This window comes from Tabrizicola sp. (assembly GCF_022842145.1).
In the GTDB taxonomy this organism is placed as follows: Bacteria; Pseudomonadota; Alphaproteobacteria; order Rhodobacterales; family Rhodobacteraceae; genus Tabrizicola.
On record NZ_JALHQD010000002.1, the window covers coordinates 288,603 to 310,110 of the forward strand.

At 65.6% G+C, this 21,508-nt stretch carries 22 protein-coding genes and 2 pseudogenes; 5 read left to right on the forward strand and 19 right to left on the reverse strand.

The features are described from left to right. Positions 1 to 103: 103 nt before the first annotated feature. The 8 genes from Q0C42_RS06490 to rlmJ all read right to left on the reverse strand — a co-directional run bounded on the left by Q0C42_RS06490 (position 104) and on the right by rlmJ (position 6,245). A complete protein-coding gene (locus Q0C42_RS06490; protein ID WP_295073669.1) occupies positions 104 to 931 on the reverse strand; it encodes an ABC transporter permease subunit in 828 nt (275 codons plus the stop codon). Next, complete coding sequence (locus tag Q0C42_RS06495; RefSeq protein ID WP_295073672.1) at positions 928 to 1,806, reverse strand: ABC transporter permease; 879 nt, start codon at positions 1,804 to 1,806, stop codon at positions 928 to 930. Before Q0C42_RS06495 ends, Q0C42_RS06490 begins: the two co-directional genes overlap by 4 nt. Before the next feature lie 51 nt (positions 1,807 to 1,857). Continuing rightward, positions 1,858 to 2,610, reverse strand: coding sequence for a transporter substrate-binding domain-containing protein (locus Q0C42_RS06500; RefSeq protein ID WP_295073675.1), 753 nt, complete (start codon positions 2,608 to 2,610; stop codon positions 1,858 to 1,860). A 35-nt stretch (positions 2,611 to 2,645) separates the two neighbouring features. After that, the gene (locus tag Q0C42_RS06505; RefSeq protein WP_295073677.1) at positions 2,646 to 3,353 is read right to left on the reverse strand and encodes a transporter substrate-binding domain-containing protein; all 708 of its coding nucleotides are present in this window, start codon (positions 3,351 to 3,353) and stop codon (positions 2,646 to 2,648) included. Continuing rightward, complete coding sequence (locus Q0C42_RS06510; protein WP_295073680.1) at positions 3,353 to 4,135, reverse strand: amino acid ABC transporter ATP-binding protein; 783 nt, start codon at positions 4,133 to 4,135, stop codon at positions 3,353 to 3,355. The genes Q0C42_RS06505 and Q0C42_RS06510 overlap by 1 nt, the downstream gene beginning before the upstream one ends. A gap of 104 nt (positions 4,136 to 4,239) precedes the next feature. Next, the gene (locus tag Q0C42_RS06515) at positions 4,240 to 5,007 is read right to left on the reverse strand and encodes a PhnD/SsuA/transferrin family substrate-binding protein (protein WP_295073683.1); all 768 of its coding nucleotides are present in this window, start codon (positions 5,005 to 5,007) and stop codon (positions 4,240 to 4,242) included. Next, complete coding sequence (locus Q0C42_RS06520) at positions 5,004 to 5,438, reverse strand: TerB family tellurite resistance protein (RefSeq protein WP_295073685.1); 435 nt, start codon at positions 5,436 to 5,438, stop codon at positions 5,004 to 5,006. The genes Q0C42_RS06515 and Q0C42_RS06520 overlap by 4 nt, the downstream gene beginning before the upstream one ends. Before the next feature lie 9 nt (positions 5,439 to 5,447). Continuing rightward, a complete protein-coding gene (rlmJ, locus tag Q0C42_RS06525) occupies positions 5,448 to 6,245 on the reverse strand; it encodes a 23S rRNA (adenine(2030)-N(6))-methyltransferase RlmJ (RefSeq protein WP_295073687.1) in 798 nt (265 codons plus the stop codon). Between the two features lie 92 nt (positions 6,246 to 6,337). Between rlmJ and Q0C42_RS06530 the strand changes: the two genes are divergently transcribed. Both Q0C42_RS06530 and Q0C42_RS06535 read left to right on the forward strand, forming a co-directional pair. Further along, entirely contained in the window at positions 6,338 to 7,000 is a 663-nt protein-coding gene (locus tag Q0C42_RS06530; RefSeq protein WP_295073690.1) for a TerC family protein, read from the forward strand. A 296-nt stretch (positions 7,001 to 7,296) separates the two neighbouring features. After that, a pseudogene (locus Q0C42_RS06535) lies at positions 7,297 to 7,518 on the forward strand (META domain-containing protein); the annotation flags it as partial. Positions 7,519 to 8,347: 829 nt separating this feature from the next. On the opposite strand, the gene Q0C42_RS06540 reads toward Q0C42_RS06535, so the two are convergent. The 5 genes and pseudogenes from Q0C42_RS06540 to Q0C42_RS06560 form a co-directional block, all read right to left on the reverse strand. Further along, complete coding sequence (locus Q0C42_RS06540; protein WP_295073693.1) at positions 8,348 to 9,991, reverse strand: CTP synthase; 1,644 nt, start codon at positions 9,989 to 9,991, stop codon at positions 8,348 to 8,350. Between the two features lie 150 nt (positions 9,992 to 10,141). Next, positions 10,142 to 10,546 (reverse strand): preprotein translocase subunit SecG, encoded by a 405-nt coding sequence (gene secG / locus Q0C42_RS06545; RefSeq protein WP_295073696.1) that lies wholly within the window; start codon positions 10,544 to 10,546, stop codon positions 10,142 to 10,144. 198 nt (positions 10,547 to 10,744) lie between these two features. Beyond that, the gene (locus Q0C42_RS06550; RefSeq protein WP_295073698.1) at positions 10,745 to 11,131 is read right to left on the reverse strand and encodes a VOC family protein; all 387 of its coding nucleotides are present in this window, start codon (positions 11,129 to 11,131) and stop codon (positions 10,745 to 10,747) included. Next, the gene (locus Q0C42_RS06555; RefSeq protein WP_367115719.1) at positions 11,124 to 11,522 is read right to left on the reverse strand and encodes a DUF6524 family protein; all 399 of its coding nucleotides are present in this window, start codon (positions 11,520 to 11,522) and stop codon (positions 11,124 to 11,126) included. The genes Q0C42_RS06550 and Q0C42_RS06555 overlap by 8 nt, the downstream gene beginning before the upstream one ends. A 208-nt stretch (positions 11,523 to 11,730) precedes the next feature. Beyond that, positions 11,731 to 12,114, reverse strand: a pseudogene (locus Q0C42_RS06560) (ArsC/Spx/MgsR family protein); the annotation flags it as partial. Positions 12,115 to 12,237: 123 nt separating this feature from the next. Between Q0C42_RS06560 and Q0C42_RS06565 the strand changes: the two are divergent. Together Q0C42_RS06565 and Q0C42_RS06570 are read left to right on the forward strand one after the other, a co-directional pair. Further along, the gene (locus Q0C42_RS06565) at positions 12,238 to 13,530 is read left to right on the forward strand and encodes an adenylosuccinate synthase (RefSeq protein ID WP_295073701.1); all 1,293 of its coding nucleotides are present in this window, start codon (positions 12,238 to 12,240) and stop codon (positions 13,528 to 13,530) included. A 40-nt stretch (positions 13,531 to 13,570) separates the two neighbouring features. After that, complete coding sequence (locus Q0C42_RS06570; RefSeq protein WP_295073703.1) at positions 13,571 to 13,816, forward strand: DUF2842 domain-containing protein; 246 nt, start codon at positions 13,571 to 13,573, stop codon at positions 13,814 to 13,816. A gap of 24 nt (positions 13,817 to 13,840) precedes the next feature. On the opposite strand, the gene Q0C42_RS06575 is transcribed toward Q0C42_RS06570, so the two are convergent. Beyond that, entirely contained in the window at positions 13,841 to 16,183 is a 2,343-nt protein-coding gene (locus Q0C42_RS06575) for a hypothetical protein (protein ID WP_295073706.1), read from the reverse strand. Positions 16,184 to 16,320: 137 nt separating this feature from the next. Here Q0C42_RS06575 and Q0C42_RS06580 point away from each other — a divergent pair, with 137 nt between their 5' ends. Beyond that, the gene (locus tag Q0C42_RS06580; protein ID WP_295073709.1) at positions 16,321 to 16,989 is read left to right on the forward strand and encodes a thiamine diphosphokinase; all 669 of its coding nucleotides are present in this window, start codon (positions 16,321 to 16,323) and stop codon (positions 16,987 to 16,989) included. On the opposite strand, the gene Q0C42_RS06585 is transcribed toward Q0C42_RS06580, so the two are convergent. From Q0C42_RS06585 to Q0C42_RS06605, 5 genes are all read right to left on the reverse strand, one after another. Beyond that, positions 16,964 to 17,899 (reverse strand): DMT family transporter, encoded by a 936-nt coding sequence (locus Q0C42_RS06585; protein ID WP_295073714.1) that lies wholly within the window; start codon positions 17,897 to 17,899, stop codon positions 16,964 to 16,966. The genes Q0C42_RS06580 and Q0C42_RS06585 overlap by 26 nt on opposite strands. Positions 17,900 to 18,082: 183 nt before the next feature. Next, entirely contained in the window at positions 18,083 to 19,462 is a 1,380-nt protein-coding gene (locus tag Q0C42_RS06590) for an L-serine ammonia-lyase (RefSeq protein WP_295073717.1), read from the reverse strand. Continuing rightward, positions 19,462 to 20,127 (reverse strand): glutathione S-transferase family protein, encoded by a 666-nt coding sequence (locus tag Q0C42_RS06595; RefSeq protein WP_295073720.1) that lies wholly within the window; start codon positions 20,125 to 20,127, stop codon positions 19,462 to 19,464. The genes Q0C42_RS06590 and Q0C42_RS06595 overlap by 1 nt, the downstream gene beginning before the upstream one ends. Beyond that, positions 20,124 to 20,792 carry a glutathione S-transferase family protein gene (locus tag Q0C42_RS06600; RefSeq protein WP_295073723.1) on the reverse strand — a complete coding sequence of 223 codons (669 nt, stop codon included), beginning with the start codon at positions 20,790 to 20,792 and terminating at the stop codon, positions 20,124 to 20,126. The genes Q0C42_RS06595 and Q0C42_RS06600 overlap by 4 nt, the downstream gene beginning before the upstream one ends. Beyond that, positions 20,789 to 21,469 (reverse strand): glutathione S-transferase N-terminal domain-containing protein, encoded by a 681-nt coding sequence (locus Q0C42_RS06605; RefSeq protein WP_295073726.1) that lies wholly within the window; start codon positions 21,467 to 21,469, stop codon positions 20,789 to 20,791. Before Q0C42_RS06605 ends, Q0C42_RS06600 begins: the two co-directional genes overlap by 4 nt. Between the last annotated feature and the right edge of the window lie 39 nt (positions 21,470 to 21,508).

The window sequence follows — 21,508 nt, forward strand, 5'->3', positions numbered from 1 at the left end:
CCCTTGGCCCTTCCCCTGTTTCGATCTCCTCTCCCCGCAGGCCAATTCCGGCGCTGCACGGGGTCCGGGCGGGTGCCCGAATAATTTGATCAAAAGTAGCCTACTACCGGATCAACTGCGGACGCAAGCGAATTTTGCTGCGGATGTTCGACGGCAAGTGCCGGTTCAGGTGCCTGTTCACCCGCCCGTAGAAGAAGGTGACGGCCAGGGTCAGAAGGATGAAGTAGAAAGCCACGATGGGGTAGGGGACGAAGGGGTTGAAGGTCTTGTCGGCGAAATAGTTCGCGTAATAGAGCGCGTCGCCCTTCTGCGCGAAGGCTGGAAAGCCGCTGAAGAAGACCAGCGTTGTCGCGTGGAAAAGGAAGATCGCCTCGTTGGTATAGGCGGGCCATCCCAGCCGCAGCATCGTCGGCCATTCGATCCGGATGAACTTTTTCCAGCCGGTGAGGCCGTAGGCCTCGGCGGCCTCAAGATCACCCTTCGGGATCGACTTCAGCGCGCCGTGGAAGATCTCGGCCGAATAGGCGGCGGTGTTCAGGAACAGGACCAGAAGCGCGCCGGCCCAGGCCCGTGTGGTCCAGGCGGTGTTGAGGTGGATGCCCAGGATGTCCACGCCGCCCTTGGGCAGCATGACCAGCGCCTCGTAGGCCAGAAAGAACTGGATGAAAAGTGGCGAGCCACGGAAGATGAAGACGTACCAGTCGGCGGGCTTGCGGATCAGCGGGTTGCGGGCATTCCGGGCCAGCGCGATGGCATTGGCCAGAAAGAAGCCCGCCACCAGCGCCAGCACCCCGAAGTAGATGTTCCACAGCATCCCCGACCCGATCAGGGTGAACTGCTGGCAAAGCGTGAAATCGGAACGCGGTAAAAGGTTTTCGCCGATCCCGATGGAACGAAGGCCGTAGGCCTGGATGGTTTCCCAGCAGGTCATGCGCCCGCCCTCCGCAGGGCTTCGCCGCCTGCCGTGGCCTGGCCGTGGCTCAGCTTGCGCGTCAGCTTCGATATGCCGATCTCGGAGACGCGGGTGAAGGTCAGGTAGAAGACCATAAGCCCCAGGAAATACCACAGCCGCCAGTCGCCATGCGGGTACTCATAGGCCTGGGTTTTCGACCCGCCCAATTCGCGGGCGTAGTAGACGATGTCCTTGAGGCCCAGCAGGAACAGCAAGGGCGTGGCCTTGATCAGGATCATCCACAGGTTCCCAAGCCCCGGCAGCGCATAGACCCACATCTGCGGGATCAGGATGCGGCGGAAGACCTGGCGGCGGCTCATGCCGTAAGCCTCGGCCGTTTCCAGCTGGGCGCGGGGCACGGCGTTCATCGCCCCGAAGATCACGTTGGCCACGAAGGCGCCGAAGACGATGGCGAAAGTCACGACGGCCAGCATGAAGCCGTAAGCCTGGTGCCAGAAGGGCGAGGATTTCGACAGCGGGACCTTCGCCTCGGGACAAACCCGGAACTCCAGCCCCTGCCAGGGCCAGGCATGGTCGGCACAGACCGCCAGGCTTTTCGAGTATTCGATGACCTGGTCCAGTGCGATGACGAAGAACAGAAAGAAGATGATGTCAGGCACCCCGCGCACCATCCAGATGTAGACCTTCCCCAGCCAGCTTACGGGCGCGACATGGGATCGGGCTGCGGTGGCGCCAAGGAAACCCATCCCAAGCGCGGCGGGGGCGGTGATCGCCAGCAGCAGGAGGACGGTCAGGAAAGACCAGTAGAAGTCGACATGCTTTGCCGATGTCAGATAGCAGGCGGCCCAGGTCAGGCCCTCGATGGCTTTCGGATCGGCGCAGGCTTCGAACATTCGCGGGTCCCGTTATGGAAGGGGCGGGCCCGAAGGCCCGCCCGGTCAGGCTTAGCAGCCTTCCTTGCCCGCGTCGCCCCAGGTCTTGGACTCGGGTCCGAAGTATTCGGCCTTGGTGATCATCGTGTCCAATGTGCCGTCGCACTTCATCGACTTGATCGCCGCGTCGAACTTTTCGCGCAGCGCGTCGTCGCTGTCGCGGAAGCCCAGGCCCACGCCGCCACCGATGGATTCTTCACGCGCCAAGAGCACCAGCTCGCCACCCGACTCGTTGGCCATCGGCACGAGGTAGTCCTTGTCGGCCAGCACAGCCACCGCCTCACCGTTCTTCACGGCGGCGACGGTTTCCTCGGGGGTCGCGTATTCGACCAGCTGCATCCCGTTCTCGGCGATGAACGAGGCCTGGATCGTGCCGGTCTGCGCCGCCACCGGGCCGGACATCAGGTCGGTTTCGGCCGACAGCGCCAGATAGGACGACGACGCCGGCGGCAGATAGCCCGCGCTGAAGTCGATCACTTCCTCACGCTCGTCGGTGATGCTCATCCCCGCGATGATCACATCGTAGTTGCCCGACTGCAGGTTCGGGATGATCGAATCCCACTCGTTCGTCACCCACTCGCAGGTGAGGCTTGCCCGCTTGCACAGCTCGTCGCCGAACTCGCGCTCGAAGCCGGCGACTTCGCCGGCGTCATTGATGAAGTTGTAGGGCGGGTAGGCGCCCTCGGTTCCCAGGCGGACGATGTCCTGGGCAGAAGCCGCGCCGGCGATGGTGGCCAGGGCGGTCGCGATCAGCAGTTTTTTCATCCTGTGTCTCCCTTAACGTCGGATGGGTTGGTGGTTCATTCGAACCAGCGTGCTTCCAGGCTTGCAAGCGTTCCGTCGCGACGCATCGCGTCCAGAGCGCCATTCAGCGTGTCCAGAAGGTCGGTGTTGCCCTTGCAGACGGCCATGGCCACGCCGTCATCCGGGATCATTTCGGCATATAGATAGTCCAGACCTTGTTCCGCCACGAAGGCCTGGATGTCGGACCGGGTCCGGAACGGCCCCAGCGCAAGGTCCACTTTTCCCTGCGCCAAAGACTCCAGCACCTGCGGCTCGGTCGGATAGGCGATGAAGCGGTAGCCCATGTGGCGCAGATGCGCTTCATGCACCGTGCCCGATTGCACCCCGACCAGCGCGACCGACGGCCCGGGCGCGCCCGGCGGGCCGATGTACCATTCCTCGGGGTCGGTGCCGTGGTAGGACTGGGTGAAATCCACCAGGGCCCGGCGTTCCTCCGTGACCGCCATCCCGCCCAGCACCACGTCGAACTGGCCTGCCATGACGCCGGGGATCAGCTGGTCGAAGTTCACGCGTTCCCAATCGCAGCGCAGCATGGCCCGCAAGCAGACCTCGTCCATCAGGTCCCGCTCATAGCCGGTGATGATGCCCGCAGCATCGACGTAGGTGTATTCCGGAAACGGCGCGTCGGTGCCGATGGTGATCGGTTCGGACGAAATCAGGACCAGCCCGGTTACGGCCGCAGCGATCGCACCGAGACAGGGCATCAGGCAACCGTCGCCGAGAGGAACCCGCGCAGACGGTCGCTGCGTGGATTGCCGAACAGGCTTTCGGGCGGGCCCTGCTCCTCGATCTTGCCCTTGTGCAGGAAGATCACGTGATCAGAGGTGTCCGCGGCCAGCTTCATGTCATGCGTGACCAGAAGCATGGTCCGTCCCTCGTCGGCCAGCGCCTTGATCACGCGGACGACCTCCTGCTCCAGTTCGGGGTCCAGCGCACTGGTCGGCTCGTCGAACAGAAGCGCCCGCGGCTCCATGCACAAGGCCCGCGCGATGGCGGCCCGCTGCTGCTGGCCGCCCGACAGCTGCGCCGGCCAGGCATCGGCCTTGTCGCCGATCCCGACCTTGTCCAGGTAGTGACGGGCCTTCTCCTCGACCTCTTTCGGGTCGCGCTTCAGGACGGTGACGGGCGCTTCCATCACGTTCTGCAGGATCGTCAGGTGGGACCACAGGTTGAACTGCTGGAACACCATCGACAGGTTCGTCCGGATCCGCGTGACCTGATCCCGGTCAGCCGGGTGGCGGTTGTGCCCCTCGCCCTTCCAGCGCACAGCCTCGCCCTCGAAGCGGATATCGCCCTGCTGGCTTTCCTCAAGCAGGTTGCAGCAGCGCAAAAGCGTCGATTTCCCCGATCCCGATGAGCCGATCAGCGAGACCACATGCCCGCGCGGCGCGACCAGATCGACACCTTTCAGCACCTCCAGCGGACCGTAACTCTTGTGGAGATCACGGATCTCGATGACCGGAGTGTCGGTGGCTGGATCGGGCATGGGTTTTCACGTCTGGAAGCGGTTTGGACAGGGAGTAGGACGCAGATTGTGCAGCAATGCAACGGCGATTTGGGCAGTTCAGGCGTACATCTTCGGCGTTATGGTCAGGCTGATGCTGCAATCTGCTCTGGTGGCAAGGGATTTGGCACGGCCAGGTAATCCGGCACCGGCAGGCGGACAAAGCCCCGCAGCCGAAGGATATCCCGGTCGGCGGCCGAAAGCGCCGAGATCGCCTCGCTCACCGCGTCAAAAACCGGCGCGGGGTCGCGTCCAGCCGCCGTGATGAAAGGCAGTCCGGGCGTCGGATCGGTCAAGGCGATCACCTTCAGCGTCGACTCGGGTTCGCCGGCCTGCATCAGTGCATGGGTCACCGCATCCAGCGAGGCGATGTCGGCCCGGCCTTCGGCGACCGCCTGGGCCGACAGGCGATGCCCTCCGGTCTGCACGGCAGGGGGAAGACGAACCCCCATTCTGGCCGCATGGGTCTGCGGGGCCGCCCAGCCGGATTGCGACAGGGGTTCGTTGAAGGCAAAGCGCGCACCGTCAAAGTCGGCCAGCGTTTTGCGCCGATCATCGGCACGGGCGACGAAGACCGATCGGTAGTAGCCCGGCGCGCACCCCTCAACCCCGTAGTCCGGAGTACCGACATAAGTCACCTGCCCATGCAGCCGCGCCCGGAACGGATAGCCGCAGGTCTGGGACAGGATCAGGTCCGGCGACTGCCAGGCATCCCAATAGGCATGCTCGCCGCGCGTCAAAGCTTCCGGAGCTTCCAGTCCCCGACCGCGTAACCCGGTGCGGATCAGCGCCCACAGCCGGTCATTCGCGCCCTCGGCGGGCCCGAAGTCGTACATCCCAAGGCTGGCGATCATTCCTCTTCGGCCTTCTGACGCGCCAGGGCCGATTCCACGTCCGTAAGACCCAGAAGGTTCGCCACCAGCCGCATCAGCCGGTCCTCATGCGCCTCGCGAAGACCATCGACCAGAGCCACCGACCAGAGCGCGGTCATCAGCTCGGCCCGGTCCTCCAGCGGCACAGCCTCTTTCAGCGCGCGGGTGAAGCGCACCGTGTCGGGCGCCTCGCGTTCGATGTCCTCGGCCTCGGCGCGCAACTTTGCCGTCGCAAAGGGGTCCAACCCATAGCGGAGCGACAGCACACGGTCGATCCGCTCCACCTCCTCGGCGGCATAAAGCCCGTCGGTGCGGGCGATGCGCACAAGCAGCGTCGCCAGCGCCAACTGGGCGTCGGGCTCGGGCAGGCGGGCGGGTTCGGGGGCCAACAGGCGGCGGAGAAGATCGATCATGGCGTGAACCTAGGGCTTCGGGCCGGGCTTGGAAAGCCGGGCGAACCGCGATGTTATCGCCTTCAGCTCGGCGTCCAGCCCGTAGGGCGGGTTGACGATGAAAAGGCCGGACCCCTCCATCCGGTGCCCGTCGCGCACCGGCGGGAATCGGATCTCGTGGCGCAGGCCCTCTGGAAAAGCGGTCTCCAGCGCGCGCAGCATCGGACCGTGCGGGGCGCCCTTCAGCACCGGATACCAAAGGATCAGGATGCCCACATTCCACTTGCGGTGAATGCTGGCCATGTGGCGCGGGATCGCCTCGTAATCGGCCTTCACCTCATAGGAGGGGTCGATCAGCATCAGTCCGCGACGTGGCGTCGGCGGCGTCAGCGCCAGCGCCATCTCGAACCCGTCCTGCTGGTGGACATGAGCGCCCCAGTCCTTCGCCTCGACCTTGAGGTGCGCGACTTCCTGCGGGTGCAATTCGGCCAGGTGAAGGCTGTCCGTCTCGCGCAGACCGAGGGCCGCGATCAGCGGCGACCCCGGGTAGGCCATCGGCCCATAGGCGGCCCGCGCTTCCTCCAGCCGCTGCCGGTAGGGGTGGTCGGGCGGAAACAGCGCCTCGGCCAGCGCGATCCCCGCCGCTGCTTCGCCGGTCTTCACTGCCTCGTCGGCCCCAAGATCATAGACCCCGCGGCCGGCGTGGGTCTCGATATAGGTCAGCGGCTTGTCCTTGCGGGTCAGGTAATCCAGCACCCAGGCGAGCGTCGCGTGCTTCTGCACGTCGGCCAGATTCCCGGCGTGGTAGAGGTGTTGATAGGACAGCATGAGTCTGACTACCCGCCCCGCCGCCGGGCTGCAACCGGGTTGAAGCTTCCGCGTTGTGGGCGTAGGACCGGCAAAAAGGGACTAGGACAGTCATGGAAATCTTCACCTACGAGGGGTTCATCGCCCTGATGCAGGTCATTGGCATCGACCTGGTGCTGGCCGGTGACAACGCCATCGTGATCGGCCTTGCCGCCGCCGGTCTTGCGAAAGAGCAGCGGGCCAAGGCGATCCTGGTCGGCATCGCGGCCGCCACCGTCATGCGGATCGGCTTCGCGCTGGTCACGACCCAACTTCTGGCGATCGTCGGCCTGCTGCTTGCTGGTGGTATCCTGCTTCTGTGGGTCTGCTGGAAGATGTGGCAGGAACTGCGCGCCGGGGCGCACGAGCATGACATCGAGGCGGTCGAGGCGCTGACGAACGTCGACATCGACAAGGACGGCGCCATCGCCGACAACGCGCCGAGGAAGACCTTCCGGCAGGCGGCGACGCAGATCGTGGTCGCGGACGTGTCGATGAGCCTCGACAACGTCCTGGCCGTGGCGGGCGCCGCGAAGGACCACCCGACCGTGCTGGTCATCGGTCTGGTCCTGTCGATCGCGATGATGGGCCTCGCTGCCAGCTACATCGCGAACCTGCTGAACAAGCACCGCTGGATTGCCTATATCGGTCTGCTGATCATCTTCTACGTCGCGCTGAAGATGATGTGGGAAGGCTGGCACGAGGTGGAGCCGGTGCTGCTGGGCTACCTCGGCTGACCACGCGCGGGCGGGTTGGCGGGCCTTTGGAAATCAAGGGCTTGGCTGCGGGCGTTCAGGATCGCTTAACCAAGGGGCCGGGGCCGTAGAGGCCTCGGTCCTTTGCTTTTCGGGGTGGGGAAGGCTGCCTTAGAATGTCGCGGACCCTGTCAAGATTGCCCGCGACCTGGAAATCCAAGATGCGCCTGTTGCACCTTGTGCCATCACGCTCGCTCTGCACCCCACACTTGCGGCGTCCTGCGGACCGAGGGCGCGGGGCTATCGCTGTCGGTCAGCTTTGAAGGGAAGTCGAGGGGACCACGGGCTGCAACCGGTTTACCGGAACGGCGGAGATGGACGCCGAAACTTTTATCCTCGGGCCGCTGGCGGTTACCGAGATGGCCTGCGTGGAGCCGGAGAAGATGGACCGGGAGGCCGCCTGGCTGAAGGCGCTGGGCGAGGTGCGGGGGTTCGTCGCCTCGCCCGAGGGGCTGTGGCTGCGGCGGGAGGACGGGTCGGTGGCGGTGTGTTTGTGGTGAGGGGAGTCGGATCGGAGAACAGTCCAGTAAATCGTTCTTCCGTCGAACGCCCGAGCAAACCTGCGAGGGCTGGGAGAGTCGGCCTGAAGCCCGACCTACGCCACGCCGGGGTCAAAGCTGACCGCGACAGGCACGCGGGGGTGGGGCGACCCTGTCGCGCCCGCCCCCGGGGGGCGGGTCGGGCGCAGTCGGATTTTCTTTGGGCAAATCTGACGGGGTCCAAGAATCCCCTATCGATCCAGAGCCCACTTCCCCTCTCCGCTCGTTATTTCTTTCGAAGTTCCTATGTCACCATTGTCGATAGCGATAACAATTCCTGTCAGAATTCTAAGAATTCGATCAGCGTCATTAAGAATGCTTATCACTAACTCTCGGTCGATCTTGGATTCCTCTGGAATGTATTCGAAGTTGCCTCCATTCTTCTTCTTGTGCGTGTATAGAACCCGTAGTTTTCCAGCTTCTTCCGAGTTAAAGAATGCACCGTGGACCGCAATATGCCTATTTGCTGAATATCGGTCAATCCAGTCTACAAGCTCTCTGAACTGCGACGGCAACGGATCAGGCAGACTCTCAGAGCATTTCCGCAGAATCGGGAGCAAATCAGAAGTCTTAACTTTCCTCAGCTTATGAAACCGATCTCTCCACTCGATCGACGGGGGCCGAAAGCCTTCAATTGCACAAATGAAGTCGCATGCCGTGAGCTCAATATGCGCGCAAGTTTGAAGGTAGGCACCAAGATCGTATAGGAATTGATCGGGCAACGTCTCATTGATAAGAAGCTTATTCTTCAAGTTGCCTTCTGGCTCCATGTTGGCCTCTCACCATTGGATCAAACCAACCTACTCACCTCTACCGCCGCCCGCACAAAATCGGCGAACAGCGGGTGCGGGGCGAAGGGTTTCGATTTCAGCTCGGGGTGGAACTGGACGCCGATGAACCAGGGGTGGTCCTTGACCTCGACGATCTCGGGCAGCTTGCCGTCGGGGGACATGCCGGAGAAGATCAGGCCGCATTTTTCCAGCTGGTCGCGGTACTGGATGTCGACCTCGTAGCGGTGGCGGTGGCGTTCCTCGATCACGTTGGAGCCGTAGATCCGGGCCACGGCGGAGCCTTCCTTCAGGTTCGCGGTATAGGCCCCGAGGCGCATCGTGCCGCCCTTGGCGTCGGTCGATTTGCGGGTGACGGTGTGGTTGCCCTGGACCCATTCCTTGAGGTGGTAGACGACGGGCGTGAAGCGCTTTTCACCGGCTTCGTGGTCGAACTCCTCGGACCCGGCATCCTTGAGACCGACAAGGTTGCGGCTGGCTTCAATCACGGCCATCTGCATGCCGAGGCAGATGCCAAGGTAGGGGATCTTCTTTTCGCGGGCGAAGGTCGCGGCGCGGATCTTGCCTTCGGTGCCACGTTCGCCAAAGCCACCGGGGACGAGGATGGCGTGGAAGTTTTCAAGGTAGGGCGCGGGGTCTTCGCGTTCGAAGATCTCGGCGTCGATCCATTCGGCGCGGACTTTCGTCCGGTTCGCCATGCCGCCGTGGGTCAGCGCCTCGGCGATGGATTTGTAGGCATCTTCCAGCTGGGTGTACTTGCCGACGATGGCGACGCGGACTTCGCCTTCGGGGTGCGTCATGCGGTCCATGACGTCTTCCCAGCGGGCGAGGTTGGGCTTCGGCGCAGGCGTGATGCCGAAGGCGTCGAGGACCGCCTGATCGAGGCCTGCGTGGTGGTAGGCCAAGGGCGCCTGGTAGATCGTCTTCAGGTCATAGGCCGGGATGACGTGCTCTTTGCGGACGTTGCAGAAGAGGGCGATCTTTTCCCGCTCACGGTCCGGGATCGGGTGTTCTGACCGGCAGACGAGGACGTCGGGGGCAAGGCCGATCGACTGGAGTTCCTTGACGGAGTGCTGGGTGGGTTTGGTCTTCAACTCGCCCGAGGCCGCGAGGTAGGGAAGCAGCGTCAGGTGCATCAGGATGGACTGCCCACGCGGGCGTTCGTGGATGAACTGGCGGATGGCTTCGAAGAAGGGCAGGCCCTCGATGTCGCCGACGGTGCCGCCGATCTCGCAGAGCATGAAGTCGACCTCGGCGTCGCCGATGCGGAGGAAGTCCTTGATCTCGTTGGTGACGTGGGGGATCACCTGGATGGTCTTGCCGAGGTAGTCGCCACGGCGTTCCTTTTCCAGCACGTTGGAATAGATCCGGCCGGAGGAGATGCTGTCGGTGGTCCGCGCATGGACGCCGGTGAAGCGTTCGTAGTGGCCGAGGTCGAGGTCGGTCTCGGCCCCGTCGTCGGTGACGAAAACCTCACCATGCTCGAAAGGCGACATCGTGCCGGGGTCGACGTTCAGGTAGGGGTCAAGCTTGCGCAGGCGGACCGTGTAGCCGCGGGCCTGCAGAAGCGCGCCCAGAGCGGCCGAGGCAAGGCCCTTGCCGAGGGAGGAAACCACGCCGCCGGTGATGAAAATGTAACGCGCCAAGGCGGGACTCCCGTGTTTACTTGCGCGATTCGGGCAGGGTGGAATCGCGGCACCACGGGAGTCGAGGTATAGCGACTACCGCAAGGGTTAGCAACGCCCGAACGCTAGATCATGCGGGCGCTTCGATGGATAAAAGCAATCTGTTGTGGATCAGGGATTGGTGGCCGGCGCCGGCTCATCCGCGCGGGGCGGAGTTGCGGGGGCGTCGGTAGCCGTGCCGGGCAGCGTGAGGTCGGTTCCCGCAAGGCCGCCGCCGGTGGCGGGCGCATCGGTCGCCGGAGCTTCGGTCGCCGTGTCGCTGGCGGCGCTGTCGACCACGGAGCCGCCTTCGCCACCACGGGTCGCAAGGATGGTCAGCGTGATCGAGGTGATGATGAAGCCGATCGCGAACAGCCAGGTCAGCTTGGTCAGCGCCGTGGCCGCGCCGCGGGCCGACATCGTGCCGCCGCCGCCCCCGCCAATGCCAAGCCCGCCGCCTTCGGAGCGCTGCATGAGCACGACGCCGATCAGGAGGAGCGCGAGGATCAGGTGGATGGTGAGGATGACGTTTTCCATGGGACTTCCTGAACGCTGACGCGCCTATCTAGGCGGAAGGGGCACGGGGCGCAAGGGTCTCGTCCCGGAACGGGGGAGCCTTCCTTGGGGCATCGAGCCCCGCGGACGGCGCTGCCGCGGCTGGAGGGTGCGCCGGGGCGCTTGCGGGACGCTTCGGAGCCTCCGGCGGGGATATTTGGGCAAATGTGAAAGCGGGGATCAGCTTTCGTGCACGGCGGAAAGCTTGTTGCCGTCGGGGTCGCGGACATAGGCGGCGAAGAAGGCGGGGCCGTAGGGACGCAGGCCGGGGGCGCCCTCGTCGCTGCCGCCCTGGGCGATGGCGGCGGCGTGGAAGTCGCGCACGGCCTGCTGGCTGGGGGCAACCAGCGCGGGCATCGAGCCGTTGCCGGTGGTGGCGGGCTTTTCGTCGAACGGCAGGGTGATCCAGAGCCGCGTGCGGTGGTCGTCGGGCAGGCCGTAGCCGATCTCGGTCGCCTCGGTGGCGCGGCGGACGAGGCCAAGGGGCGCGAGCGCCGCGTCGTAGAAGCGCGCGGCGCGGGCGAGATCATTGGTGCCGAGGGTCAGGTAGAGGAAAGTATCAGCCATTGACCTCGTCCGTGGTCTGCTGTCCCGAGAGACGCTGGCGCAGGATCGACCAGGACATGCCGATGCCAAGGATCAGCGACAGCACGAGGATCGCCAGCCAGGTGTTCAGCGCCGAGTTGTCGAGGCCGAGGAGGCCCCAGTCGGTCAGCACCCAGAGACCGGCGCCGAAGATCGCGGCGATGACGATGGCCCCGAGGATGCCGATCGAGCGCATGGTGGCGACAAGATAGACCATCGCGATGACGCCGAGGATCAGCCCGAGAAACACCGTCAGCGGCATCTGGTCGGCCCAGTTGTCCTGCGCCCAGGTGGCGAAGTTCCACGGCGTCGGGTTGAAGATCGCCGAGAGCAGCAGGAAGGCGCCAAGCCAGCGCAGGAGGATGCCCATCATGGTGCCCTTTGGACGTTGTGGTTGCCGCCATGCTAGCCTTGAAGCGATTGGAAGGCCAAGGGGCAGTGTGGACTACCCGGTTTCACCGCTTCGGTGTTAGCCGCGGATTGGTCGCGCCGTCGGGCTGGAGCCGCACGAGGCGCGAAGAGCGAGCCCAGACCAGAGCGCCTGCAAGCGCCCCAACGGTTCGATGTGGCAATGAAAGGTCCAAGACCTTGCCGTCTTCCTTGGTGAAGCAGCCGGTCACCGGGGGCAGAAGGTCCAGCACCTCCTCGGAGGGCGGCAGAGGCGGGAGCCTTTCGGCGTGATCACGCTGGGCCGGTTCAGCAGGATCGAGTGCGCCCCGATTGTATCCAGAAGCTGGGCGTCGGTCAGGTGGGGTCGGCACGGCCGAGTTCTGCACAGTGCCTGCCCTTTTCACGGATCAGCGCGCAGGCGCTGTCCCGTCGCCTAGGCCAGCGCGCGGATCGCGGGCGGGACGGTGGGGTTTTCAGATAGTGGATCAACGATGGCTCGATCCCGGCGGCGCGGATCAGGCCAGTGTACTGCGCGAGGTGGCGCAGGCGGTTCTGTGGTGGATCTTCGTATCCATGGGAGGGTTCCGAAGGCGGGTCCATAACAGGTCCATCTCAGCCACCCGCGCATTTGCAGGGTTTCCCCGGCGGCGAGGCGTGGCTATACCCCGCGTGGTTTGACACGTGACTCGGGGGAATGAATGGCCAACGTCGTCGTGGTGGGTGCCCAGTGGGGCGATGAGGGCAAGGGCAAGCTGGTTGACTGGCTCTCCGAACGCGCCGATGTGATCGCGCGGTTCCAGGGCGGGCACAACGCGGGCCATACGCTGGTGATCGGCAACACGGTCTACAAGCTGTCGCTCTTGCCCTCGGGCATCGTGCGCGGCGGCAAGCTTTCCGTCATCGGCAACGGCGTCGTGGTGGACCCCTGGCACCTGGTGGCCGAGATCGAGAAGCTGCGCGGGCAGGGGGTGGCGATTTCCCCCGAGAACCTGATGCTGGCCGAGAATGCCAGCCTGATCCTGCCGATCCACGGCGAGCTGGACCGCGGCCGCGAGGCCCAGACCACGGTGGCAAAGATCGGCACCACGGGGCGCGGGATCGGCCCGGCCTATGAGGACAAGGTCGGTCGCCGGGCAATCCGGGTGGCGGACCTCTTCGATGCGGCGACGCTGGACACGCGGATCGGCCGGCTTCTGACGCACCACAACGCGCTGCGGTCGGGGCTGGGGCTGGACCCGGTGGATGCGGCGGCTCTGAAGGCGAGCTTGCTAGAGATCGCACCGAAGATCAGGCCCTATGCCGGTCCGGTCTGGAAGGTGCTGAACGAGGCACGGCGGGCGGGCAAGCGCATCCTCTTCGAAGGCGCGCAGGGGTCGCTCCTGGACATCGACTATGGGACCTACCCTTACGTCACCTCGTCGAACACCATCGCGGGGCAGGCGGCGACCGGGACCGGGGTGGGGCCGACGGCCATCGACTTCGTGCTGGGGATCGTCAAGGCCTACACGACCCGCGTGGGTGAAGGCCCGTTCCCGGCGGAGCTGTTTGATGCGGACGGCGAGCGGCTGGGCGAGCGCGGGCATGAATTCGGCACCGTCACCGGGCGCAAGCGGCGCTGCGGCTGGTTCGATGCGGTGCTGGTGCGGCAGACCTGCGCCACTTCGGGCGTGTCGGGGATCGCGCTGACCAAACTGGATGTGCTGGACGGGTTCAAGACGCTGAAGATCTGCGTGGCCTATGACCTGGGCGGCAAGCGGATGGACTATTTGCCGATCGCGGCGGATGAACAGGCGCGTTGCACGCCGATCTACGAAGAGCTGGAAGGCTGGTCCGAGACCACCGCCGGTGCGCGCAGCTGGGCAGAGCTTCCCGGTGCGGCGATCAAGTATGTGCGGCGGATCGAGGAGTTGATCCAGTGCCCGGTCGCTCTACTCTCCACCTCTCCCGAACGGGACGACACGATCCTGGTGACCGACCCCTTCGCGGACTGACCGCAAGGCTCCTTTCGGGGGGCGCTGGAAAGGATGGACGATGGCTCTCAGCTACAAGGCCCGCAGGCGCTGGGCGCTGGTGATCCTGCTTGTCGGGATGCCGCTTTACGTGGTGGCGGCGGTCAATGTGGTCGACCTGTTCGAACGGCCATCGGTGCTGGTGGAACTGGCGGTCTATGTGGCCCTGGGCTTCCTTTGGATACTGCCGTTCCGCTTCGTGTTCCGGGGGATCGGTCAGGCTGATCCCGATGCGAATAAGACGGACGGGCAGGACCCATCCGTCTGATCTTTCTCAAATTACTTGGTTAATTCAGTTCAGGCGGCGCGCCTCGGCCAGGTAGGGCGAGTTTTCGGCCAGGCTGTAGTGGCCGCGGGTGACCTTCTCGATCCGGCCGGTCCGAAGAAGCGTGCCAAAGCTGCGCAACCCATCCTCGCGGCTGACCGACTTGCCGCCGGCCGAGGCCATCATCCGCCGCATCAGTTGCGGACGGGTGAAGTGGCTGCGGTTTTCGACGCAGGTGGCGTAGGCGGCAGCGGCTTCCAGCATCTCGGCCATCGAGCGCGCGCCGACCATCTCGGCGAAGGAGGCAAGACCGGCCTCGTTGATTTCGCGCGAGTCCTCGCCCAGGTCATCGTCTTCCTCGGTCTCGGCGGCAGTGCCGTAAGAGGGCTTTTCCAGGACCAGGTTGCGGGCCGGCAGGTTTGAGGCGGCGACGGCGGCCCCGGCTCCGATGGCACCGGACAGACGACCGGTGCGCATCGCGACCATTGGTTGCCCTTCCGACGTGCCGATCCCCGGAGCGGACGGCGACATCTGGGGTGCCGGGGCCGGAGCCGGTGCTGGAGCAGGGGCGGGAGCGGCCGAGGCGGCTGGGGCCAGGCGGTCGATGCGCTGTTCGGAGACCAGAACCAGCGGCGGCGGGCTGATCATGCCGGGGCGGATCGTTCCGGGGCGCGGTTCGGCGGGACGGATCGTCACGGACTTCCGGCGCGGTTTGACTTCGGCAGCCGGAGCAGGCTCGGGCTCGCGGACGGGAAGGATCGCCTCGGCCAGGTCGTCCCGGTAGGGATTGAGGTTGGCTTCGGCCTTCGGTGCCTCGTAGTCGATGTCGGCACGATCCGCCTCGGTTGCCGCGACGGCGGCTTTCAGGCGCGACAGGGCCTCATGACGACGGCGGTTTTCCGCGTCGGCCATGACTTCGTCGGTCTGCTGCATGAGCCGCGCGACTTCGCTGGCCTCTTCGCCGGTGTCGAGAACCCGGGTGGCGCTGGCGTCACGGGCATCCTCGCTGGGATGGATGCGAACGATGCGCGAGTTGACCCGACGCGTGCGTGCCCCGGATTTTCCGGTGTCGACCTCGACCTCGGCCTCGACCCTGGGCGCTTCGGCTGCGGGGACCGCGGCAAAGGCGGTGTCGGCGTACAGGTCTTCGGGCAGGGTTTCTTCCGAGGCGAAAGCATCGACAGCCTCGGGAGGCGGGTCCTGCAGGGCGGCTTCCGCCAGGTCGATCGCCATCGGGCGGTCTTCCGGCAGGGTGTCATCAAGCGCCGCACCCAGGCTGGTTTCGTCGAAGACGGTTCCATCGAGCTGCGCCAGAAGCGCCACGTCCTCGTCGGTGAAGTCGGTTTCGGCAGGGTGGTCGACGAATGCCACGGCATCGTCGAGGTCATCCGTGATCGACAGGGCGGCAGCCTCTGTCCCGATCTCTGCGTCGGCGGCTGCCGATACGAGTGCGTCGTCGCTTTCGACCGGAACCGGCAGCTCGTCGGTCCAGATGTCGTCAGCCGGCGCGTCGTCAGCCGTCAGGACCGTGACCGGAGCCGCTTCCGTCTCGGCGTCGACGTCGATGAAGGCAGCCTCGGCATGCGTGGCGTTGGCCTCGGTCAGGTCGCTGGACCAGGTCGGGGCGAGATCGTCCGACAGATCTTCGGCAGCCAGATCTTCCGCCTCTGCGGTCGGGTCCGCAGCCGCGACATCCAGCCCCGCGTCGCGCGGGTGGGATGAAATCAGCTCGCCAAGGCGCGCGGCGACATCGCCGGCGTCGTTGCCGGGATCGTCGGTGGCCAGCGCGGAATGGGCATCGACCTCGTCGGTCGCGTCATCTGCCAGAGCCTGGAACTCGGCTTCGACCAAGTCTGGGGCCAAGTCCGCGACCAAGTCCGCGACGGGGGCGGACAGCTCGGGATCGGCAGCAAAAGGTGCTTCGGCCAGCGGGACCGAGGGGTTCACGGCGCGGCGGATGCGGGCAAGCTTTGCCGCGACGCCGTCCGGGATAACGTCGGTCAGCGACGGTTCCGCGACCAGCGGAGTTTCGGTCTTCGGCAGCTCGGGCTCGGCCGTCGGGGCAGCGCGGCGCAGTACCGGATTGATCTGGATGCGCGGGGCCGGACCCTCGGCCGGATCGGCGGAGGTGAAGCGCGCGGCATCGTCCCGCCTGCCGGTGGCCAGGCGCGACACCTCACGCTCGGCCAGCCGGTGCAGCATGGCGGCGTCCGGCGGCGGCGGCTCGGCACCGAAGTGGCGGTCCTGCGCGGCAAGGTCGCGGAAGTATTCGGCAATCGCCTTCATCGTGTCGAAAGGATTGTCGAACCCCTCCAGCGTGCAGCTGAAGGTCCCGTATGAAACGGTCAGGATCTTGCTTTCACTGGTCATTGTCGGACAGCCTTTCGCCTTGCTCGTTAACACATACTACGCCGAGACAGTCCTAATGCATGGACATACAGGGGTAATTTGATGGATTGATTGTGGCCGGACCCCCGGAATCCTGCCTTAATTGGATACAGTCTTACATGAATTCGCCAATTGTCCAGTCAACCCACGGTGTAACACTGGCCGGTGGGGGTCCGTTTACGGGCCGGGACCTGAAGCTTGCACTGGCCCGCGCGCCGGTGGCCGTGGCAGCCGACAGCGGGGCCGACCGGCTATTGCGGCTGGGGGTGGTCCCCGAGGCGGTGATCGGCGACATGGATTCGATCTCGGCCCTGGCAAGGTCCCAGATTCCCGTGGAACGTCAACATCTTGTCACCGAACAGGTGACCACCGACTTTGACAAGGCGCTGCGGTCGATCGAGGCGCCTTTGGTGCTGGCTTTGGGCTTTGCCGGCGCGCGGCTGGACCACGGGCTTGCGGCTTTTTCCACCCTGATCGCCCGGTCCGAGCGGCGCTGCATCCTGATCGGCCCGCAGGACGTGGCTTTCGCGGCCCCGGCGAATCTGGAACTGACCCTGCAACCGGGAGAGCCCCTGTCCCTCTTTCCGATGTCCCGGGTGACGGGGCGGAGCGCGGGGCTGGAATGGCCCATCGAGGGAATCACGTTTGCGCCTGACGGGATGATCGGCACGTCGAACCGGGTGGTGGAGCGGCGGGTGGTGCTGAGCTTTGACCGGCGGGGGATGCTGGTGATCCTGCCGCGCCGGAGGCTGGACGCGGCGATCAGAGCGCTTCGGGAAGCACCGTGACGGGTGCCCTGCGTTTGGCACGGGCGGCCAGACGCTCGCGGTGGATGATGTAGAGGCCCGACGATACGATGACGGCGATCCCGGCCCAGGTCATCGCGTTGGGGAAATCGTCGAAGATCAGGTAGCCCAGGATCACGGCGGTCACGATCTCGAAGTAGTGGAGCGGCGCCAGCGTCGCCGAGGGCGCGAACTTCAGCGCGTAGGTCATGCACATGTGGCTGACCGCCGCCCAGAATCCGACCATGAAGAGCCAGAGCCAATTCCAGCCCTGGGGCCAGATCGGGTCGAGCGACGGGATGCCCGAGCCATCGGCCAGGACCATCACCGGCAGGCAGAGAAGAAGCCCGGTCCAGGAGGTGTGGAACTGCATGGTGACCGGGTGCATCCAGCTGGAGATCGACCGCGTGACCAGCATGTAAAGCGCGAAGAGGACGGCGGTGGCCAAGGGCCAGAGCGCCACCAGCCCGAAGGCGGCCAGCGAGGGCTGGATCACCAGCAGCGCGCCGCAAAAGCCGACGACACAGGCGGCGATGCGGCGGGGGCCGACCTGGTCGCCGAAGATGAAACTGCCGAGGATCAGCAGGATGAAGGGTTCGACGAAGACGATGGCCAGCGCATCGGCGATCGGCATCACCTGGATGCCAGAGACGAAGGCATAGGTGGAGACAAGCAGCAAGAGCGCCCGCAGCGTGGTGTAGCCAAGCGCCTTGCCGTCCAGCGTGAGCGGCAGACGCATCAGGAGCATGACCGGCAGCATCAGCGCGGCCTGTACCACGAAACGGGCGGTGGTGATCTGGCCCACGGGAACGCCCGCTTCGGCGGCAAGCTTGGCGCCGACGTCCAGCAAGGGCGCGATCACGCAGAAGGCGAGCATCAGGATGACGCCCTGGAGGGTGGTATCGCGGGTCATGGGTCTTGGGTAGCGGGTGGCGGGTTCCGCTGCCTGCCTGAAAGCGACATTGCCCGGGGTGGGGCGGTTTTCAAAAGGAGCGCTCGCGCGCAGGTCTTTTGTCTCGCCCTTTGCGCGTGAAGGACGCGCAAAGGGCTCGGGCGAGCCTCCGGCGGGGATATTTGGGCAAATGTGAAAGGCTGGTCAGCAGTTCGGGACGTTGACCGCCAGGCCGCCGAGGCTGGTTTCCTTGTATTTCTCGTGCATGTCGCGGCCGGTCTGGCGCATCGTCTCGATGCAGACGTCGAGGCTGACGAGGTGCTGCCCGTCGCCGCGCAAGGAGAGGGAGGCCGCGGAGACCGCCTTGATGGCGCCAAGGCCGTTCCGTTCGATGCAGGGCACCTGCACCAGACCCTTGACCGGATCGCAGGTCATGCCGAGGTGGTGTTCCAGCGCGATCTCGGCGGCGTTCTCCACCTGTTCGGGCGTCCCGCCCAGGACCGCGGCCAAACCTGCGGCGGCCATTGCGGCGGCAGAGCCGACCTCGGCCTGGCAGCCGCATTCCGCGCCCGAGATGCTGGCGTTGTGCTTGCAGAGCCCGCCGATGGCGGCGGCGGTCAGGAGGAAGTCGCCGATCCTGGTGGTCGAGGCGCCCGGCACGTGGTCGAGGTAGTAGCGCAGGACCGCGGGCACGACACCTGCGGCACCGTTGGTGGGCGCGGTGACGACCTGGCCGCCCGCGGCGTTCTCCTCGTTCACCGCCATCGCGTAGAGCGACATCCAGTCGTTGATGGTATGGGGGGGCGTCATGTTCAGCCCGCGTTCGGCCATGAGCGCATCGTGGATGCCCTTGGCCCGCCTGCGCACCTTGAGGCCGCCGGGCAGGATGCCCTCGCCCAACATGCCGCGCGAGATGCAGTCGTTCATCACCTGCCAGATCCGGTTGATCCCGGCGTCAAGATCGGCGGCAGAGCGGAACTTCAGCTCGTTGGTGCGTTTCATCTGGGCGATGGTCAGCCCGGACTTCTGCGCCATCTCCAGCATTTCGGCAGCGGTTTCAAACGGGTAGGGCACATCGGCGCGCGCCCTGGATTTGGCGCCACCGGCCTCGGCCATCTCGGCCCCGGTCAGCACGAAGCCGCCGCCGATGGAATAGTAGGTCTCGGTCAGGATCACGTCGCCCTGGGCGTCGGTGGCTTTCAGGATCATCCCGTTGGCGTGGCCGGGCAGCGCGGGGCCGTAGTCAAAGAGGAGATCGGCACCCGGATCGAAGGTCAGGGCGCCGATGCCCGGGGCCTCGATCACGCGGGTTTCCCTGATCTTTGCCAGCGTCGCCTCGGCCTTTTCGGCGTCGTAGGTGGCAGGTTCGTAACCGGCAAGGCCAAGGATCGTCGCCCGGTCGGTGGCATGACCCACGCCGGTGAAGGCAAGCGAGCCGTGCAGCGAGGCCCTGAGCCCGTGGAAATGGAAGGGCGAGGCGCGCAGCGCGTCAAGGAAGCGCGCGGCGGCGACCATCGGGCCCATCGTATGCGAGGACGATGGGCCGATGCCGACCTTGAACATGTCGAAGACAGAAAGGAACATCAGGGACCTGGATTGGTGAAAGGGGTGGGGCCGAGCCCGTCGGACGCCGCGACGCGCTGGGCGGCGGGGCGCGACTGGTGCGCGGCAAGGACAGATTTCAGATGTGGGAACGCGTCGAGGTCAACGCCATAGGGGGCGGGTGGCAAAAGGATCAGCCAGCGGACCAGGACGCCGATGTAGTAGCCCAGCACGCCGGGATGGTCGGGGGACAGCCAGCGGGGCGACTGGGTGGCGATCAGCTGCTCCACCAGTCCAAGCCGTGCTATGATCTGCTCTTGCGCGGCGGCCTGGGCGGCGGTGGAGTTCGCTTCGCCTGCGGGGCGGTGCGGGTAGAACATCGCCAGGGCCGCCTGATGCAGCGCGTTCGAGGTGAAGAAAAGCCAGGACAGGAAGGCGCCGCGGTCGGGGTCGGTCGGACCCGGACCAAGCCGCCCGGTCCGGTCCACCAGCCACAGCAGGATGGCGGCGGTTTCGAACATCGGCCCGTGGTCGGTCTCGAGCGCCGGGATCAGCCCGATCGGGTTCACCCGGCGGTATTCCGGACTGCCAAGCGCGCCGCCGTCGATGTCGACGATGGCGAGGGTATGGGGCAGTTCCAGCTCTTCCAGCGCGAAGCGGATGATGGTCGAGGCGAAGTCGGGCGCGTGGTGCAGGATCAGGGTCATGCGGCCTCGGGTGCGGTGTAGGGGTGCGCACCAAGGCCGTCTGCCGCGGCAAGGCTTCGGGCGGCGGGCGTCGCCTCATGCGCGGCCAGAACCGCCGTCAGCGCGGGGAAAGGGGCCAGGCTGAAGCGCAGGTCGGGGTCTTCGGGCAGGCAGATCGCCCAGCGGAACAGCATGCCGAGGTAATGCCCCAGCGCCGGTTGCTCGGGTGTCAGCCAGACCGGCTGGCGCGTGGTGATCAGGGTTTCGAGGAATGCGGCCTGCGTCATCACCCGTTCCAGCGCAAGGCGGCCCGCTTCTCCGGCCGCCGTCTCGCCAGCGGTCCGGTCTGGATGGATCATGGTCATCACGGTCGGATGAAGCGTGTTCGCCACGAAAAGCAGCCAGGACAGGTAGGCCGTCGCCTCGGCCTCGTGCAGTTGCGGACCCAGGCCCCCGTGCCGCGCGTTCAGCCACAGCAGGATTGCCGCCGTCTCGAACATCGGACCTTCGGGCGTTTCCAGCGCCGGGATCAGGCCCAGCGGATTGACCGCACGAAAGCCGGGTGCGTCGAAATCCCCGGCTTCCCAGTCCATTGGGTGCACCTCGTAAGGTAGCGCCAGTTCTTCGAGAGCCAGCCGGATGATCTGCGAGGCCCAGTCCGGGCAATGGTACAGCGTCAGCGTCACAGCACACTGCCTTCCGGTGGGTTGGGCTGTTCGGGGCGGGTGAAGGGGTTGGCGCCCAGCCCCTCGGCCCGGGCGATGACGCGGGTTTCGACCCGGGCCTCCTGCGCGCGGGCCAGCGCCGCCAGCGTCGGGAAATCGGCAAGGTTGAACCAGCGCGGACCGGTCACGGGGTAAAGCGCGGCCCAGCGGGTCAGGACGATGGTGTAGACGCCCAGCGGTCGACCGGCGGCAAAAAGCTTGGGATGCTGCTCAGCCGCGGCGTCGAGCAGGTCGAAGTGACGTTTCATCCGGGTCGACATGATTTCCAGATGCGCGCGGTGGGCGTCGGCAGGCACATACTGGTGGGGATAGAAGATCTGCCGCAACTCGGCATGGGCGGTGTTCGACAGGAAGAAGAGCCACTTCAGAAAAACGGGCCGGTCGGGATCTGCGGGGGAGGGGCCAAGCTGGTGAGTGTCGGCCAGCCACAGAAGGATCGCCCCCGTCTCCGAGATCGGGCCTTGGGGAGTCTCCAGCGTCGGGATCAGCCCGGTCGGGTTCAACGCCCGGTAGGCCGGGCCGTCCTGTTGGCGCGCCCTGCGGTCGACCAGCGCGGTCCGATAGGGAAACCCTGCCCCGTCCAGCACCAGCCGGACGATAAGCGACGCATTGTCCGGGGCATAGTGCAGCGTGTACATCGTCGGTCCTCTGGCGTGAGCCTTGCCCAAGTCTAGCGT

Bases quoted from the DNA above. Each gene is read 5' to 3' on its own strand.
- Q0C42_RS06520 (WP_295073685.1), bottom strand. From the start codon at position 5,438: ATGATCGATCTTCTCCGCCGCCTGTTGGCCCCCGAACCCGCCCGCCTG.
- Q0C42_RS06590 (WP_295073717.1), bottom strand. From the start codon at position 19,462: ATGTTCCTTTCTGTCTTCGACATGTTCAAGGTCGGCATCGGCCCATCG.
- Q0C42_RS06500 (WP_295073675.1), bottom strand. From the start codon at position 2,610: ATGAAAAAACTGCTGATCGCGACCGCCCTGGCCACCATCGCCGGCGCG.
- Q0C42_RS06575 (WP_295073706.1), bottom strand. From the start codon at position 16,183: ATGACCAGTGAAAGCAAGATCCTGACCGTTTCATACGGGACCTTCAGC.
- Q0C42_RS06570 (WP_295073703.1), top strand. From the start codon at position 13,571: ATGGCTCTCAGCTACAAGGCCCGCAGGCGCTGGGCGCTGGTGATCCTG.
- rlmJ (WP_295073687.1), bottom strand. From the start codon at position 6,245: ATGCTGTCCTATCAACACCTCTACCACGCCGGGAATCTGGCCGACGTG.
- Q0C42_RS06530 (WP_295073690.1), top strand. From the start codon at position 6,338: ATGGAAATCTTCACCTACGAGGGGTTCATCGCCCTGATGCAGGTCATT.
- Q0C42_RS06605 (WP_295073726.1), bottom strand. From the start codon at position 21,469: ATGTACACGCTGCACTATGCCCCGGACAATGCGTCGCTTATCGTCCGG.
- Q0C42_RS06505 (WP_295073677.1), bottom strand. From the start codon at position 3,353: ATGCCCTGTCTCGGTGCGATCGCTGCGGCCGTAACCGGGCTGGTCCTG.
- Q0C42_RS06490 (WP_295073669.1), bottom strand. From the start codon at position 931: ATGACCTGCTGGGAAACCATCCAGGCCTACGGCCTTCGTTCCATCGGG.
- Q0C42_RS06565 (WP_295073701.1), top strand. From the start codon at position 12,238: ATGGCCAACGTCGTCGTGGTGGGTGCCCAGTGGGGCGATGAGGGCAAG.
- Q0C42_RS06495 (WP_295073672.1), bottom strand. From the start codon at position 1,806: ATGTTCGAAGCCTGCGCCGATCCGAAAGCCATCGAGGGCCTGACCTGG.
- Q0C42_RS06585 (WP_295073714.1), bottom strand. From the start codon at position 17,899: ATGACCCGCGATACCACCCTCCAGGGCGTCATCCTGATGCTCGCCTTC.
- Q0C42_RS06515 (WP_295073683.1), bottom strand. From the start codon at position 5,007: ATGATCGCCAGCCTTGGGATGTACGACTTCGGGCCCGCCGAGGGCGCG.
- secG (WP_295073696.1), bottom strand. From the start codon at position 10,546: ATGGAAAACGTCATCCTCACCATCCACCTGATCCTCGCGCTCCTCCTG.
- Q0C42_RS06550 (WP_295073698.1), bottom strand. From the start codon at position 11,131: ATGGCTGATACTTTCCTCTACCTGACCCTCGGCACCAATGATCTCGCC.
- Q0C42_RS06555 (WP_367115719.1), bottom strand. From the start codon at position 11,522: ATGATGGGCATCCTCCTGCGCTGGCTTGGCGCCTTCCTGCTGCTCTCG.
- Q0C42_RS06595 (WP_295073720.1), bottom strand. From the start codon at position 20,127: ATGACCCTGATCCTGCACCACGCGCCCGACTTCGCCTCGACCATCATC.
- Q0C42_RS06580 (WP_295073709.1), top strand. From the start codon at position 16,321: ATGAATTCGCCAATTGTCCAGTCAACCCACGGTGTAACACTGGCCGGT.
- Q0C42_RS06510 (WP_295073680.1), bottom strand. From the start codon at position 4,135: ATGCCCGATCCAGCCACCGACACTCCGGTCATCGAGATCCGTGATCTC.